Genomic DNA, 16,179 nt, shown 5'->3' on the forward strand with positions numbered 1-16,179 from the left:
CGTTAGCCGCCTCGGCTCAGGCGGCGTCCGTCACGTCCGTCAGCACCGGCTTTGGTGCCCAGCGGTACACCGCGGGCACGCATCGGTGCAGGAGGGCGAGGTCCACCGCGTCAAGCATCGCCTGGCGCGGACCGGGTCGGCGCAGCTGCCCGGCCGACACGGCGACGCGGACGGTCCCGTCGCGGCGGGCGGTGCGCTCGGCGGACAGCACCAGCGTCCGACACCACCAGGTTTCGGTGAGAAAACCCTCCCCGATGCCGACGACCCTGGACCTCGACGTCGTCCCACGGACCAGATCGGTGATGCCGCCAAGCTCGGCGACAAGGCGAAAACCGTTGCGGGGCAGCGCGACGAGAGTTCCTTGCGAGCACGTCCAGCCAGGTGCGGCGAACAGCCTCGTCCGAAGTCCGAGGTGCTCGAGGACGCGGTCGGCGCCCATCAGCCGTAGGTTGGCTTCGTGCGCCTGCAGGCTGGCGAACTCACCTCGACGCTTTTTGGTGGCGGCCTCGTCGTAGCCGTGCAGGACGACGGCATCGCCCTCTGCGCGACGCCGCGTCAGCCACTCCACGGTGCCCGCGTCCCGGTCGAGCCGGTAGCCGCCCTTGCGACGGGGTGCCACGAGCAACGAGGCAGGCACGTTCCGCGCGGCGAGTTCGTCGCGAAACGCCTGTGCATCGGCCAGCGTGCGGTCGGTAATCCCGGAGATCGAGACGATCAGTTCTCCAGCCACGCATCGCAGTATCGCAACGTCAGGTGTGCAGAAGGTGTCGTCCGCGTGGGTGGGAGTTGACGTCTTGGGGTTACCGCGGCAGCACGGCCTCGATGGCGCTGATCACCTCGGGGGCGTCGGGCTCGGTTCGCGGCCGGAAGCGGCCGACGATCTCGCCACCTGGTGCCAGGAGGAACTTCTCGAAGTTCCACTGCACGTCACCCGCTTCACCTTCGGCGTCGGCCGCCTTGGTCAACTCGGCGTACAGCGGGTGCCGGTCGGCCCCGTTCACGTCGACCTTCGCCAGCAGCGGGAACGTCACGCCGTATGTGGTGGAGCAGAAGTTCTGGATCTCTTCTGCGGTGCCCGGTTCCTGCCCCATGAACTGGTTGCAGGGCACCCCGAGCACGGTCAGCCCGCGGTCGCCGTAGTCCTTGGCCAGCTGTTCCAACGCGGTGTACTGCGGCGTCAGACCGCACTTGGAGGCGACGTTCACGACGAGCACCGGGCCGTCGGAGAATTCGGCCAGTGACGTCGGGTTGCCGTCGAGGGTGGTCAGCGAGATGTCGGTGAGGCTCATGGGCGTGACGCTACCGGCTGGGCGCCGTGGTGGTCCCGGTCGGCCGTCGCCAGCACCCAGGCATACATGAACGCCGCTTCCTTCCAGCGTTCGTAGCGTCCGCTGATCCCGCCGTGGCCGGCGCTCATCTCGGTCTTCAACAGCACCGGGTGGGCATCGGTCTTGCTGTGCCTCAGCGCCGCAACCCATTTCGCGGGCTCGACGTAGTACACCCTGGTGTCGTTGAGCGACGTCATCGCCAGAATCGCCGGATAGTCCTTGGCCTCCACGTTCTCGTACGGCGAGTAGGACTTCATGTAGCGGTAGACCTCCTCACTCGCCAGCGGGTTGCCCCACTCGTCCCACTCGGTAACCGTCAGCGGCAGTGAGGGATCGAGGATCGTAGTGAGCGCGTCGACGAACGGCACCTGCGCGAGGATGCCCGCGAACAGCTCCGGGGCCATGTTCGCCACGGCACCCATCAGCAGGCCGCCGGCACTGCCACCCATTGCCACCATGTTCTCGGGCCGGGTGACGTCGGTGCCCACCAGATGTGCTCCAGCGGCTACGAAGTCGACGAAGGTGTTCTTCTTCTCGAGCATCTTGCCGTGCTCGTACCACGGCCGGCCCATCTCGCCGCCACCCCGGACGTGGGCGATGGCGAACACCACCCCCCGGTCGAGCAAGGACAGGCGTGCGATCGAGAACCGCGGGTCCTCGCAGGACTCGTAGGCCCCGTAGCCGTAGAGCAACGTCGGGGCCGGAAACGTCAGGCCCACACGGTGAATGACCGACAGCGGAATCCGCGTCCCGTCGGGGGCGAGTGCCCAGTCGCGCCGTTCGACGTACTCCTCGGGCCGATAGTCGCCGAGGACCGTCTGCTCGCGCAGCAGGGTCCGTTCACCGGTCGCCAGGTCGACGTCGTAGACACGCACCGGAACGATGAACGAGGTGGTCCCCACCCGAAGCACCGGCGCCGACCAGTTCGGATTGCCCGACAGGCCTGAGGACGTCAACTCCGTCTCGAAGGTGATCTCCTCTGGCGCAGAGTAGGTGCCGTCTTCGGCGATGCGCCACAACTGTATTCGCGGCAGCGCGTCACTTCGGTAGCTGACGACGAGGTGGCGATCGAACGCGTCGACGGCGTCGAGGCGGACGTCGGCGCGGTGTTCGATCAGCGTGTGGAACGCCGACGGATCGCTGACCGGCGCCTCCACCAGCATGAAGTTCTCGGCGCCGTCGTTGTGCAGGATCAGGAAGCGGTCCTCGCCACCGACGACGGCGTGCTCGACCGAGTACTCGACGCCGTCGCGCCGCGGCAGGATCGAGACGAACTCGGTCTCTCCGTCGGCGGCGTCGCCGTAGAACACCTCGGAGGTCACCGAACTTCCGGCGGCGATGAACACGTACTTGTCGCTGCGACTGCGGCCCACGGCCACCCAGAACCGCTCGTCGGGCTCGTGGAAGACCTTGGTGGCCGGCACACCCGCTCCGAGGCGGTGGCGCCATATGGTGTCCGGGCGCCACGCGTCGTCGAGCGTCGAGTAGTAGACGGTGTGGTTGTCCGCCGCCCACGTCGCCCCCGCGCCGATGCCCTCGATCACGTCGTCGTACAACTCGCCGGTGCGCAAATCCTTGAAGCGCAACGTGTATCGCTCATCGCCGACGACGTCGACCGAGAAGGCGAGCGTGTGACCGTCGATGCTGATCGACGCCGCCCCGAGCGAGAAGAAGTCGTGGCCCTCGGCTTCGACGTTCTCGTCGAGGAGCACCTGCTCCCCTGGCACGGGCTCGTTCTCGTCGAGCTGCGGTGGCGTCCAGTCCCGGAGATCGGCGACTGGGCAACGGCAGTGGATGCCGTACTGCTTGCCCTCGACGCTGCGCCCGTAGTACCACCATTCGCCGCGGCGGGTGGGCACCGACAGGTCGGTCTCCTTGGTGCGGGCCTTGATCTCGTCGAAGATCTTCTGCCGCAACGGCTCCAAGTGGTCGGTCTGCTCGTCGGCGTAGGTGTTCTCGGCCTCCAGGTAGGCGATCACCTCGGGGTCGGACTTGTCCCGCAGCCACTCGTAGTTGTCGACGAAGACGTCGCCGTGGTGCTCGCGGCGGTGCTCGACGCGCTTGGCAATTGGCGGGGTGCCGGTCATTTGGCTCCGATCCAGTCTGCGAACTTCAATCCGGAAATGCGTTCGTATGCATCGATGTAACGCGCCCTGGTGGCGTCGACGATGTCGGGCGGTAGTGCTGGCGGGGGTGTGTCACCGGCGCGATCCCAGCCGGAGTCGGGCCCGGTCAGCCAGTTGCGGACGAACTGCTTGTCGAAGCTGGCCTGCACGACGCCCTCCTCATACGAGTCAGCCCGCCAGTAGCGCGAGGAGTCTGGGGTGAACACCTCGTCCGCCAGCACCATCTGACCGTCCTCGTCGACTCCGAACTCGAACTTGGTGTCGGCGATGATGATGCCCTTGCTCAGGGCGTGCTCGGCGGCCTCGCGGTAGATGTCCAGCGTGAGGTCGCGCAACTGGGCGGCACGCTCGTGGCCGACCACCTCGACGATCGCCTCGAAGCTGACGTTCTCGTCGTGGCTGCCCAACTCGGCCTTGGTGGCGGGGGTGAACAGCGGCTCGGCGAACTTGCTGGCCTCGGTGAGCCCGGCGGGGAGCTCGATGCCGCAGACCGCACCGGTGGCGCGGTAGTCGACGATGCCGGATCCGGTGAGGTAACCGCGGGCCACGCACTCGACGGGCATCATCTCCAGCTGCTTCACCACGAGCGCGCGGCCAAGCACCTCGGCCGGAATCCGCTCGTCGTCGGGTGGACCCGCAAGGTGATTCGGAGTGTCCAGGAAGTCGAAGTAGAAGACGCTCATCGCGGTGAGGATGCGGCCCTTGTCGGGGATCTCGCTGTCGAGGATGAAGTCGTAGGCGGAGATGCGATCGCTGGCGACGAACAGCAGATGGTCGGCGTCGACGCGATACAACTCACGAACCTTGCCGCTGGCCAGGTGTTGGTAGTCGGTCAGAGCTGGGCGCATCGGCCAAGACTATCGGTCCATCTGTGCTGGGATCACACACATGAGCTCTCGCTACGTGCCGTACGCCACCACCCCCGGCCGGCTGCTCGCCCAGTTGACCAGCGACGCCGTCGTCGTCGTGTGGACCTTCGTGTGGGTGCTGGTCGGGCTGGCCGTCCACTCCGCGGTGAGTTCGATCGCCGCGGTGGGCCGCCAACTCAACGACGGCGCCACCGGCGTCTCGGACAACCTGAACTCCGCGGGCGACAGCACCGACGACGTCCCCCTGATCGGTGAGGCGCTGAGCAAGCCGTTGCGGGCCGCCAGTCGGGCGGCCTTGGACATCGCCGGCGCAGGCCACAGCCTCGACTCCACGGCGACCTGGCTGGCCGTGGTGCTGGGCTTGGCGGTCGCGGCGCCGCCAATCCTGTTCGTGGCGCTGCCGTGGCTGGTGTTGCGCATCCGGTTCTTCCGCCGCAAGTGGACGGCGCTCGCCCTGGCCGCCACCCCCGCCGGTGAGCAGTTGTTGGCGCTGCGCGCGTTGGCCAACCGCCCGCTGGCGAAGCTCGCGGCGGTCAGCATCGACCCCGTCGGTGCCTGGCGCCGCGACGACGCGATCGCCATCCGGGGCCTGGCGAACCTCGAGTTGCGGTCCTCGGGCATCCGCCGCAAGTAGTTCACACCCCCGCGATTTCGGCGTGTTCGGTAGCGCGGGACGCGACCGAACACTCGGGCCGGCTGTCGCGTCCGATCAGACGTGCTGAATGAATTACTGCGGACACACGACGGGGTCGTCACCTTGGCACAAGCCCAGGAGGTCGGGCTGAGCAAGCATGCCGTCAACCGCCGAGTGCGATCAGGTGCGTGGCTCCAGTGTGCGCCGGGCGTCTACTTCGTCGACGACAGGCCGTTTACCGACCACGCTCGCATTCGTGCGGCCGTGTGGAGCTACGGGGAGTCCGCGACCGCAAGCGGGCTTGCTGCAGCGTGGTGGCAGCGACTCGCGCGATTCGCCCCCGCGAGCGTCGAAGTGACCGTGCCACGCGACAGCAATGGACGGTGCCGTGAAGGCTCGCGGGTGCGACGCCGTGATCTGCTCGCGGCGGACGTCGTCGTCGATCGAGGTCTGCGGGTGACCGCCCTACCCCTGACCGTCGTCGAAGCCGCCGCCAGGCGAGTCGGAGGCGCCCGAATACTGGACTCGGCCCTGCAACACAACGTCGAGCTGAGCTCCTTGTGGCGGGCGCATCTGCGCAACCAGGGACGCCACGGCGCGCCCCGCGCACGCCGGATGCTCACCGCGGCAGACGAAGGCGCGCACTCGGCGGCCGAACGTTTGTTGGTACAGCTGCTCAAGAGCGCAGGCATTACCGGCTGGGTCGCAAACCTTCCGGTCGGCGGTTACTGCGTTGACGTAGGTTTCCGCGCCGAGAAGGTGGCACTCGAGGCCGACGGCTTCGCATTCCATAGTGATGCAGAGGCTTTTCAGAAGGACCGGGTGCGGCAGAACCACCTCATGCTGCTGGGCTGGCAAGTCCTACGATTCACCTGGTTGGACCTCACCGAGTATCCGGAACGGGTAATTGCCGAGATCCGGCGGGCGATCTCGGCGTGATCGGTCGCGGCGACCGCGACTAACCACGCCCAAATCGCGCGGGGAGAGCGCGGATACCGGTGTGCCGATTGCTCCGCGTCCACTCGACGGGCCCCGCCAACGACACCGACGCGAACCGCGCCAGCAGCTCCTCGAACAGCACCCGCAGCTCCAGACGCGCGAGATGGGCGCCGAGGCAGTAGTGCACACCCTGCCCAAAACCCAAGTGTGGGTTGGGCGATCGCGTCACGTCGAAGACGTCGGGGTCGACGAACACCGAGGAGTCGCGGTTCGCCGAGCCCTCCCAGATCTGCACCTTTTGCCCGGCCTTCACCTCGCATCCGCCGAGCTGCACGTCACGGGTGGCGGTCCGTCGCTTGGACGGCGATGGCGAGGTCCACCGCACCATCTCCTCGACCGCCGTGGGCAGCAGCGACGGCGACGAACGCAACAGCTGCATCTGTTCGGGATGGTCGATCAACGCCAGCAGCCCGCCCGCGACCGCATTGCGCGTGGTCTCCGCGCCAGCGGAGAACAGCAGGCTGAAGAACAGATACAGCTCGAGCTCGCTGAGCCCACAGGCCTCGTCGTTGGCCACGATCGAGAGCATGTCGTCGGTCGGGTTGGCCCGCTTGGAGGCGACCAGCTCGGCGCCGTAGGCGTACATCCGCGCCCCGTCGTCCGCACTCGCCGTGCGAGCAAGGTCGAACTGCGGTTCGATGGCGTGGAACAGCCAATGCCGTTCGGACTCCGGCACTCCCAGCAGGATGCAGATCATCTGCATCGGCAGTTCCGCGGCCACGTCGACCAGGAAGTCGAAGGGCCGACCCGGCTCGACGTCGTCGAGCAGCCGGCGGGCACGGGACCGGAGGTCGTCCTCGACGCGCCCGATCATCCGTGGCGTCAGGCCAGAGCTCACCAGGCGCCGGATCTGCGCGTGCCGCGGGTCGTCCATCATGTTGAGCACCTGACCGGCGATCGGCAGGTCCTGCAGCAGGGTGCCGCCGTAGGGCCGGGAGCCACCGGTCTCCGACGAGAAGGTCGACGGATCACGAAGCACAGCAAGGCTTTCCGCGTGCGTCGCCACCGACCAGAAGCCCTCGCCGTCGGGGGTGTGCTCGGTGGGTTGGTGCCAGTAGACGGGGGCGTCGCGACGGTGCACCGCGAACAGCTCGTGCGGGAATCCCGCCGCGAAGTTGTCCAGGTCGGTGAAGTCCACCGCCGCCAAGCTCACAGGATGGCGTCCGAGGTGTACGCCGCCGCCTCCGGGTACCTGCTCACCAGCTGCTCGACCGCCGCCACGACCGCGTCGGCCTGCGCGCCCGCCGCACCGGTGAACGCGGCCTTGTCTGCCAACGCCGCATCCAGCGCGGCCCGGTCCAGCGGCATCCGCGGGTCGGCGGCCAACCGGTCGAGAAGGTCTGGCTCCGTACCGTGTTCGCGCATTGCCAGCGCGACGGCGACCGCGTGTTCCTTGATGACCTCGTGGGCGGTTTCCCGCCCGACGCCTGCCCGCACGGCGGCGATCAGGATGCGGGTGGTCGCCAGGAACGGCAGGTAGCGGTCGAGTTCGCGCTGGATGACGGCCGGGTAGGCGCCGAATTCGTCGAGCACGGTCAGGAACGTCTCGATCTGGCCGTCGAGGGCGAAGAACGCGTCGGGCAGGGCGACGCGTCGCACCACCGAGCAGAACACGTCGCCCTCGTTCCATTGCGCGCCCGCGAGTTCGGCGGCCATCGACGCGTAACCCCGAAGCACCACCTGCAGACCGTTGACCCGCTCGCAGGACCGGCTGTTCATCTTGTGCGGCATCGCCGACGAGCCGACCTGCCCTGGCGCGAACCCCTCTGTGACGAGCTCGTTGCCCGCCATCAGCCGGATGGTGTGCGCCAGTGACGACGGTCCCGCTCCGACCTGGACCAGCGCCGAGAGCACGTCGTGATCCAGCGAGCGCGGATAGATCTGCCCGACGCTGGTGAAGACGTCGGTGAAGCCCAAGAAGTCGGCGACGAGGCGCTCCAATTCGGCCAGTCGCGCGGTGTCGCCGTCGAACAGGTCGAGCATGTCCTGCGCGGTGCCCATCGGCCCCTTGATGCCCCGCAAAGGGTAGCGGTCGATCAGCTCGGTGAGCCGGGTCAGCGCGATCAGCATCTCCTCGGCGGCCGAGGCAAACCGCTTGCCGAGCGTCGTCGCCTGCGCCGCCACGTTGTGCGAACGCCCCGCCATCACCAGATCGCGGTACAGCTCCGCGCGCTCGGCCAGCCGTGCGACGACCGCCACCCCATGAGCGTGGACGAGTTGCAGCGAGCGCCGAATCTGCAGCTGCTCGACGTTCTCGGTGAGGTCGCGGCTCGTCATGCCCTTGTGCACGTGCTCGTGGCCGGCGAGGGCGTTGAACTCCTCGATGCGCGCCTTCACGTCGTGGCGCGTCACGCGTTCGCGTTCGTTGATGGAGGCCAGGTCGACCTGTTCGAGTACCCGCTCGTAGTCGGCGATGACGCCGTCGGGCACCGACACGCCGAGCTCGGCCTGCGCGCGAAGGACGGCGATCCAGAGTCGCCGTTCCTCGACGATCTTGGCTTCTGGCGACCAGATCGCCACCATCTCCGCGCTGGCGTACCGCGTGGCCAGGACATTCGGAATCGTCACGGATACACAGCTTACGACCCGGCTGAGGCAAGCTAGACCGATGTACTTCGTCGGCCTGGACCTCGCGTGGGGTGAGCGCAAGCCAACGGGCGTCGCCGTCGTCGACGACGACGGCCGGTTGGTCTACGTCGGCGTTGCGCAGGACGACGCCAGCATCAGGGCCGCGATCGGGCCGTACGTCGAGGACGCCTGCCTGGTGGCCTTCGACGCGCCGCTCGTGGTGACCAATCCGACTGGTCAACGGCCCAGCGAGGCAGCGCTCAACCGCGACTTCGCGAAGTTCGAGGCCGGCGCGCATCCCACCAACACCGGCAAGCCCGAGTTCGCCGGGACCCCGCGGGCGGCCCGCATCGCCAGCGCGCTCGACCTGGACATCGACCCGAATTCGTCGTCGTCGCGGCGGGCCATCGAGGTGTATCCGCATCCGGCGACGGTGGCGCTGTTCCGGCTTGGCCGGACGTTGAAGTACAAGTCGAAGCCCGGTCGCAGCGTCGCGCAGTTGCGGTCCGAATTGCTGCGGCTGCTGGATCTGATCGAGACGCTCGCCCAGGCGACGCCGCCGTTGCGGGTCACCGACGACGAAGGCTGGATCGCACTTCGGCACTCGGTGGAGACCGCCGAGCGCAAGAGCGACCTGCGCAGGGCCGAAGATCCCGTCGACGCCGTCGTGTGCGCCTACGTCGCTCTGTTCGCCACCCGCAGACCCGCGGACGTGACGGTCTACGGTGACGCCGAGACGGGGGCGACCATCACCCCGACGCTGCCGCCCGACCTGGTCCCGGCGCCGCACGAGCCGACGCCGGGCGCGGTGCGCGACGCCATCACGGAGTACGCCGCCAGGCGACCGGCGCTCGTCGGTGCCACCGACCGCTACCTCCATTTGGTGACGACGCTGCTCGACGACGCAGGCATCAACTATCTGAACGTGACGGCGCGGACCAAGAGTGTGGCGTCCTTCGCGGAGAAGGCCGACCGCAGCGTCGACGGCCGACGCCTCTACACCGATCCGCTTTCCGAGCTCACCGACCAGATCGGGCTGCGGGTGATCACCTTCCTGCGCGACGACGTCACCACCGTCGCCAACCTGCTGGCCGAGGAGATGCAGCTCCTCGACGATCGCGACATGGGCCAGGAGACCGCGCGCGAGGGCCGCTGGGGTTACGCCAGCAGACACCTCGTGGTCGCCGTCGAGGGCGAGCAGCAGCCCGCCTCCATTCAGGTGCGAACGGTGTTGCAGCACGCGTGGGCCGAATTCGAGCACGACATCCGCTACAAGGGCTCCATTCCCGAGGAGGACGCCCCCGATCTGGACCGGCGCTTCACCCTCGCGGCGGGGTTGTTGGAGTTGGCCGACCGGGAGTTCTCCGCCATCCGCGAGCGTCTGAAGAGCTCACCTCCTGCGGCGCAGTCCGAGCAGTCCGACGATCCGCGCATCGGCACCCCGGTGCTGGCCACCTACCTGGGCAACCGCTTTCCCGACGCGGGCTGGTCGCGTACCGAGCACTACGCGTGGATCTCGGGACTGCTGCTGGAGCTCGGGATCGACTCGCTCGACGAGCTCGACGAGTTGCTCGCAGGCCTCGACACCGACGCGGTCAACGAGAAGATGGACTACCGCTACCCGGCTGGCGCGGTGCGCAGGCTCGACGACGCTCTGCTGGCTCGCTACGGCGACCGCTACGTGGGACTCACCGGCAACGCGCACCGGGTCGCGCAGCTTCAGGCTCGTCTCGAGAAGCTTACGGCTGCAGCCTGATTCAGGGCTTGCGGGCGATGATGACGTCCACTGGATGCGGCAGTAGGCCGGGATGACCGGGCAGCGAGATGTCGCGGAGGTACCCGAGTAGGCGCTCGCGCGCCTCGGGCTCCAGCGCGCGCGAGCGGGCCCCGATCAGGAAGTCGAGAACGGCCTCGCCCCGTCCGAGCGGGTCGAGCAGGGCGTCGCGGACGTCGAGGCGCCCCACGATCGTCTCGGTGCGGACGGACACGCCACGTCGATCGAACTCGGCATGGACGTCTTCGGCGAACCACGGCGTGCGTCCGGACCACGGACAGAGCAGCTCGGTGAGGACGCACAGCGGCTCCAGCGGAGCGATGGCGGCCATCAGCAACCCGCCCGACCTGAGCAGGCTGAATCCGTGATCCAGTGCCGCGGTGAGCTTTTCGACATAGTAGAGCGAATGCACGAAGTGCACCAGGTCGGCGGGATGCCCGGCATCGTGGTCGGCGAACTCACCGATGACGACGGTGGGGACGAGGGATTGCAGGCCAAGGGAATTCAGTCGTTCGGCGAACCCCGCCGCCGACGGAGCATGGGGTTCGACGCCGGCGTACCGCACTCGGCGTCCGCCTGCCGCCAGCGCGGCGGCCAACGGAGCGTCGACGCTTCCGTCGCCGACCCCGACGCCGACGACCCGAACCGGATCACAATCGGCAAGCAGCGGAGGCAGCTCCGTGGCGAGCCACTTCTGCAGGGCGGGGCGTTGATCGCTGGCCGCCTCGTACGCGGCATGGGTGTGGGCGTACCGCTCATTCGTCAGCGCCGGAAGAGCCGGCTGTTCCAGGACGCTGTCCCGCAGGCCTACCAGGGGCACGGGTAGCCCGATCAGTGTCATGTGGTCCGAGTGTCCCAGCAAAAGTGGCCCGAACGGCACGATCGTCCAAGACGACACCGTTGCGTAAGAATCGGTCGTCGAGATCCATGGTTGGCTTGGTGCGTGACCCGACCCGACACCGCCCAGCGCAGCCTCGACCATTGGAGTGAGGCCGGACGAGCGGAAATGCAGGCGTTCTACGCTCTCGCCACGGAGGATTACCGACAACTTGCGGGCGCTCGCGACTGGAACGCCGACCTCGCGTCGCACGCCGTCGACGGGCGCGTGAAACTTCTGGACGTGGCGTGCGGCAGCGGCAAGTTTCCCACCGCGCTACTCGCCTCGGGGCTCGCCGCGGAGCCGGTGCTCGAGGTGGATCTGCTGGACCCGTCGGCCTTCAGCATCGCCGAGGCACGCACTGCACTCGCCCCGCCGTTCGTCGCAGCCGCGGAGCACGAGGTGCTGCTCCAAGACTTCTCCGACACGGGGTACGACGTCGCGTGGGCCACCCATGCGCTTTACGCACTGCCGCCGGATGAGCTGGCGGCGGGGGTGGCGAAAATGGTTGGCGCCCTTCGCCCCGGCGGTTTCGGCGTGGTCGCGCAGGCATCGTCACGCTCGCACTACCTGACCTTTTACGACGCTTACCGGGCCTCGTTCGCACCCGAGGCCACGCCGTACACCGATGCCGAAGGTGTGGCCGCCGCCCTCCGCGACGCCGGAGCACAGGTCGAGGTTCAGGTGCTGAACTACCGCACCGGGACGCCGGACCGGGCCGTCGCAGAGGGTTTTCTGCAGCGCTGCGCGTTCGACGACACCGTGACACTGGATCAGATGGAAGGCAGTGACGCGCTCGGCGCCTATCTCGCCGGCTGCCGAGGGCCGGACGGCGCCTACGAGTTCACCCACGAGGCGCACCTGATCACTTGGCAGCAGTCATGATTCGCAACCCGCACCTGTCCGAGACCACTGCTGCGGGCACCGCGTCCGACGTCGCCGTCGAGTGGGACCGGGGCAACGACCAGTGGTGGGATTGGTACATGTCGCTGGCAGACGGCCCCGCCCCCGACGGTCCGCTCGTCGACCCGCCGGCGCACGACCCGGGACCGTTGCCGTCGGACGACGAGATCGTGGCCGAACTCGCCGTGGCCTATCCGCTCACCGCCGAGCAGATCGACACCTTCCGCACCGACGCGTTCGTCAAGCTGCCCGGGGTGCTCAGTCCGGGCGCGGTGCAGCGCCTTCGGATGAGGTTGCGCACCCTGCTAGACGAGGCCGTCGACCCGGAGGTCGGCTTCCAGAGTCGTGAAATGATGTGGCTGGACGACGATTTGGTACGCGCCGCGGTGTTGTCGCCGCGCATCGGCGGCATCAGCGCCGCACTGCTCGGGACCGAGCGGGTACGGCTCTATCACGACAACGCGCTGTCGAAGGAACCCGGCGCGGGGCGTACACCGTGGCATTTCGACGCCCATCACTTTCCCCTTGACTCCCCCGACGTGTTGACGGCGTGGATCCCGTTGCAGCCCACTCCGCGTGAGATGGGCCCCTTGGCATTCGCCTGCGGCGCCGGCGTCGGGAACCTGGTCGCGGATCTCGAGTTCGACAAGCACGGCACGTCCTATGACCGTGGGGTGTCGGAAGTCTTTCGGGCTCAAGCCGTTCAGGTCGAGGACGGACCGTTCGCGGCGGGCGAGGTCAGCTTCCACGGCGCCAACTGCTTCCACACCGCGGGGGCCAACCGCACCACTGAGGCCCGTGTCGTGCTGGCCAACACCTACTTCGCCGACGGCACCCGCGTCGTGCCGAGCCCGACCATGGTGAGTGGCGACTGGCGCAAGTTCATCCCGGGGGCCGAACCGGGTCAGGTGGTGGCGAGCGCCCACAATCCGTTGCTCGAGCGTCCCGACGGCTAGCTACTTGGGTCCGGAGTCCAGTTCTTCGACGTCGACCATTCGGGTCGACTTGATGCCGACGGCGCGGTTGATGGCCACCGTGAGCCCGAACAGCAGGACGCCCAGGATGACCAGTGCGATCGCCAGCACGTACTGCTGCAGTGGCCGTCCGGAGAGCGGCAACACGAGATAGGTCGAGGCGACGAAACCCACCCAGGGCAGCCATGTTGGTGTCTTGAAGTGGTTGCGACCGCCTCCCCCGTCGCTTCGCTCGCCCTGTCCTGACTGAACGTCCTTGCGCAGCACCAAGACCGCAATGTTCACGACCGCGAACACCGCCAGCAACAGCAGCGACGTGGTCCCGCCGAGGGTTGAGATGGCCTTGTCGTTGGCGAAGGCCGTGACGTAGAGGATCAGCCCGAACGCGATCGAGGTGGTGAACACGATGGCCACCCATGGGGTCCGGCGCGAGGGGTGCACGGTCCCCAGCACCGGCGGCAGCACGTGCTGCTTGGCCATGCCGTAGATCAACCGGCTCGCCATCAGCATGTTGATCAAGGCAGTGTTCGCGACGGCGAACATCGAGATGAAGGGGAGGATCTTCTCGATCGGCAGACCAGGCGCCCCTGCCTTGACCACCTCGACGAGCGGCGTCTCGCTGGCTTCGAGGGTGCCGACCGGGACCAGTGCCACCGCCACGACGGCGACCACGATGTAGACGACGCCCGCGATGCCGAGTCCGGTCAAGAGAATCTTCGGGAAGATCTTGACCGGATCCTTGGTCTCCTCGGCCATGTTGACCGAGTCCTCGAAGCCGACCATTGCGAAGAACGCGAGCGACGTGGCCGTGGTGACGGCGAGGAACGCGTTCTTGTCCTCGGCGGTGTCGAAGGCGATCACCCGGGAGAAGTCGACGGCGTCACCACCCTGGGTGAACGCCCAGAATCCGACGAAGATCACCAGCATGAGGCCGGTGATCTCGACGATGGTCAGGACCACGTTCAGCTTCACGCTCTCGCCGACGCCTCGCAGGTTGACGGCGGCGACCATCACCATGAACAGCAGGGCGACGGCGACGATTCCGGCTGTGCCCCAATCGAATCCGAAGCCCTTGAAGAAGTTGGACGCAAAGAATCGCGACGCCGTGGCCGCCGAGGTGATGCCCGAGCACATCACGATGAACGCGACGAGGAACGTGACGAAGTGGATGCCGAAGGCCTTGTGCGCATATAGCGCCGCACCCGCCGCCTGCGGATACTTCGTGACCAATTCCAGGTAACTGAAGGCGGTGACCATCGCGATCATGAACGCGACCAGGAAGGGCAGCCACGCAGCTCCACCCACCTCGGCCGCCACGTCGCCGGTCAGCGCGTAGACGCCGGTGCCGAGGATGTCACCGATGATGAAGAGAAGCAGCAGACCGGGACCCATCACGCGTTTGAGTTCGGGTTGCTCCTCGACAGTGGCTTGCGCCATGACGCCTCCCTGATAGTCCGCTGTGGGTCAGGGTCCAACCATTACAGGAAATCTTCAACCCTGCAGTGGTATCCAACTCCGAGGCGTGTCCGTCATCTCCGAGACCGCGTCGAGGAACCGGGTGACCGCGTCGACGTCCTGCGGCCGTTGCCACCCGAACGTCGTCGGCCGCTGGGCCCTGTCGTGCCAGAAGTGCGGTGACACCGACGAAGGGCGGGTCGCCACCAGCCAGACCGCCGTGTCCCCGCCGTCGGCCGCGTCCCGAAGGATCGGCCCGGTGAGCTTCTGGAACGTCGGAAGGGCTTCTGAGACACCGGGGGTCTTCGCCCATCCGGGATGCATGCTCTCGACCCGCACGCACTCATCGCCGGCCAGTCGCCGGGCCCAGGCGTCGGCGAGCACCACCTGCATCCGCTTGGTCTTGGCGTAGACCCGGACGCCGTCGTATTCGCCGCGGGTCGACTCCATGTCGCCGGTGGACAGCGGCGCGCTGTACATACCGCCCGATGAGACGAAGACGATCGACGCGCCACCGGCGTTGCGCAGCAGCGGAAGCAGTCGTTCGGTCATCACCTGCGGACCGAGCACGTGGCATGCAAGTTGCAGCTCGTGACCCTGCGGCGTCTCGTCGCGCCGCTTGGGCATGACGCCTGCGTTGTGCGCGAGGCCGTGCAGCGCGTCGACGCGCCCGGACAGGTCGTCGGTCCACGCCCGCACGGCGTCAAGGTCACCGACGTCGCACACCTCGTCGACCACGACCGAGCCTGGTACGGCGCCGCGGATCACGCCCGCCGAACGCTTGACCTTGTCAGGGTTGCGACCGAGAAGGTGCACCGTGGCGCCCAATTGGGCGAACGACGTCGCCATCGCCTCGCCGAGACCGGAGGTGGCCCCCGTGACGACGACGCGCTTGCCAGCCATCGACGACGGGGCCGGGTCCGCCGGCCACCACAGCCGGCGCACGCCCGACCCGATCTTCGAGTAGCCGAGCAGGACGGATCGGTCGAGAGCGGCGTCGAGCACACCGGTGACGGACATGTCACCGACCGTACTCAGCCGAAGGGCGCCAGCACGTCGATGACGTCGACGAGCGTTGCACGAGCGGCGGCCCTCGGCCCGTCCCCAACCCCGACGAGGGACGCGACGACCGCACCGTCGACCGCGCACACCAACGCCGTCATCAGTTCGGCCCGCACCGATCGCCCCGACCGCTCCACCACTTCGACGACGGCCTCCGTCCGCTGCTTCATGATGCGACGCTGGACGTCGCGCAGCCCTGGTTGGCGCGCACAGGCGATATATCGCTCGTAGCGGGAGATCAACTGTTCCGAGACCCGGGTGCCGGGTCCGTCGCCGACCAACAGGTCGACGAGGACGTCGGCCGTCGATTCGGCGCCGCGCTTGCGCCGCGACAGCGCTGCGACGCGCGTGTCCAGGATTTCGGCTTCCCGGGTTCCGACGTACTCGACGGCGCGCTCGACGAGGTCGTCGAGGGACGAGAAGTAGTACGTCGTCGAGGCCAACGGCAGCCCGGCCCGGCGGGCGACGGCCCGGTGCCGGACCGCGTCGAAGCCACCTTCGCACAACAGCTCGGCGGCCGCGCTGACCAGCGCGTACCGTCGCCTCTCACCCTTGGGGGTGACCGCTGCCGTCACGTGTTGCATGCTGCCAGCAACGGCCCGACGGCATC

The 16,179-nt window shown here is 67.8% G+C and carries 15 protein-coding genes; 5 read left to right on the plus strand and 10 right to left on the minus strand.

What is annotated here, in order from left to right:
- Nucleotides 1-16: 16 nt before the first annotated feature.
- From ASD37_RS29360 to ASD37_RS29375, 4 genes are all read right to left on the minus strand, one after another.
- Nucleotides 17-730 (minus strand): DUF2334 domain-containing protein, encoded by a 714-nt coding sequence (locus ASD37_RS29360; RefSeq protein ID WP_056560331.1) that lies wholly within the window; start codon nt 728-730, stop codon nt 17-19.
- 70 nt (nt 731-800) lie between these two features.
- Nucleotides 801-1,289, minus strand: a complete 489-nt coding sequence (locus tag ASD37_RS29365) for a glutathione peroxidase (RefSeq protein ID WP_056560334.1) — start codon at nt 1,287-1,289, stop codon at nt 801-803.
- Nucleotides 1,286-3,415 (minus strand): S9 family peptidase, encoded by a 2,130-nt coding sequence (locus ASD37_RS29370; RefSeq protein WP_056560337.1) that lies wholly within the window; start codon nt 3,413-3,415, stop codon nt 1,286-1,288. Before ASD37_RS29370 ends, ASD37_RS29365 begins: the two co-directional genes overlap by 4 nt.
- Nucleotides 3,412-4,302: a phosphoribosylaminoimidazolesuccinocarboxamide synthase gene (locus tag ASD37_RS29375; protein WP_056560340.1), complete on the minus strand. Its 891-nt coding sequence runs from the start codon at nt 4,300-4,302 to the stop codon at nt 3,412-3,414. Before ASD37_RS29375 ends, ASD37_RS29370 begins: the two co-directional genes overlap by 4 nt.
- 40 nt (nt 4,303-4,342) lie before the next feature.
- On the opposite strand from ASD37_RS29375, the gene ASD37_RS29380 reads away from it, so the two are divergent.
- On the plus strand, nt 4,343-4,957 hold the full coding sequence (locus ASD37_RS29380) for a hypothetical protein (RefSeq protein WP_056560343.1): 615 nt from the start codon (nt 4,343-4,345) through the stop codon (nt 4,955-4,957).
- A gap of 81 nt (nt 4,958-5,038) precedes the next feature.
- Nucleotides 5,039-5,896, plus strand: coding sequence for a type IV toxin-antitoxin system AbiEi family antitoxin domain-containing protein (locus ASD37_RS29385; RefSeq protein ID WP_056560346.1), 858 nt, complete (start codon nt 5,039-5,041; stop codon nt 5,894-5,896).
- Nucleotides 5,897-5,915: 19 nt separating this feature from the next.
- Here the strand turns inward: ASD37_RS29385 and ASD37_RS29390 are convergent, their stop codons facing one another.
- Nucleotides 5,916-7,109, minus strand: a complete 1,194-nt coding sequence (locus tag ASD37_RS29390; protein ID WP_056560349.1) for a cytochrome P450 — start codon at nt 7,107-7,109, stop codon at nt 5,916-5,918.
- On the minus strand, nt 7,106-8,524 hold the full coding sequence (purB, locus tag ASD37_RS29395; protein WP_056560354.1) for an adenylosuccinate lyase: 1,419 nt from the start codon (nt 8,522-8,524) through the stop codon (nt 7,106-7,108). The genes ASD37_RS29390 and purB overlap by 4 nt, the downstream gene beginning before the upstream one ends.
- A gap of 40 nt (nt 8,525-8,564) precedes the next feature.
- Here purB and relZ point away from each other — a divergent pair, with 40 nt between their 5' ends.
- On the plus strand, nt 8,565-10,280 hold the full coding sequence (gene relZ / locus ASD37_RS29400) for a bifunctional ribonuclease/(p)ppGpp synthase (RefSeq protein ID WP_056560360.1): 1,716 nt from the start codon (nt 8,565-8,567) through the stop codon (nt 10,278-10,280).
- A gap of 1 nt (nt 10,281) precedes the next feature.
- Here relZ and ASD37_RS29405 read toward each other — a convergent pair whose 3' ends face one another.
- A complete protein-coding gene (locus ASD37_RS29405; RefSeq protein ID WP_156721175.1) occupies nt 10,282-11,139 on the minus strand; it encodes a methyltransferase in 858 nt (285 codons plus the stop codon).
- Between the two features lie 102 nt (nt 11,140-11,241).
- On the opposite strand from ASD37_RS29405, the gene ASD37_RS29410 reads away from it, so the two are divergent.
- Both ASD37_RS29410 and ASD37_RS29415 read left to right on the plus strand, forming a co-directional pair.
- Nucleotides 11,242-12,060 carry a class I SAM-dependent methyltransferase gene (locus ASD37_RS29410; RefSeq protein WP_156721176.1) on the plus strand — a complete coding sequence of 273 codons (819 nt, stop codon included), beginning with the start codon at nt 11,242-11,244 and terminating at the stop codon, nt 12,058-12,060.
- A complete protein-coding gene (locus ASD37_RS29415; protein ID WP_056560368.1) occupies nt 12,057-13,034 on the plus strand; it encodes a phytanoyl-CoA dioxygenase family protein in 978 nt (325 codons plus the stop codon). Before ASD37_RS29410 ends, ASD37_RS29415 begins: the two co-directional genes overlap by 4 nt.
- On the opposite strand, the gene ASD37_RS29420 is transcribed toward ASD37_RS29415, so the two are convergent.
- The 3 genes from ASD37_RS29420 to ASD37_RS29430 are packed head-to-tail and all read right to left on the minus strand — an operon-like array spanning nt 13,035 to nt 16,153.
- Nucleotides 13,035-14,489 (minus strand): APC family permease, encoded by a 1,455-nt coding sequence (locus ASD37_RS29420; protein ID WP_056560371.1) that lies wholly within the window; start codon nt 14,487-14,489, stop codon nt 13,035-13,037.
- Between the two features lie 54 nt (nt 14,490-14,543).
- Nucleotides 14,544-15,527, minus strand: coding sequence for an SDR family NAD(P)-dependent oxidoreductase (locus ASD37_RS29425; RefSeq protein WP_056560375.1), 984 nt, complete (start codon nt 15,525-15,527; stop codon nt 14,544-14,546).
- A 14-nt stretch (nt 15,528-15,541) separates the two neighbouring features.
- Nucleotides 15,542-16,153 (minus strand): TetR/AcrR family transcriptional regulator, encoded by a 612-nt coding sequence (locus tag ASD37_RS29430; protein WP_056560378.1) that lies wholly within the window; start codon nt 16,151-16,153, stop codon nt 15,542-15,544.
- Nucleotides 16,154-16,179: the final 26 nt, after the last annotated feature.

The sequence above is a fragment of the Mycobacterium sp. Root135 genome (genome assembly GCF_001426545.1).
Taxonomy (GTDB): domain Bacteria; phylum Actinomycetota; class Actinomycetes; order Mycobacteriales; family Mycobacteriaceae; genus Mycobacterium.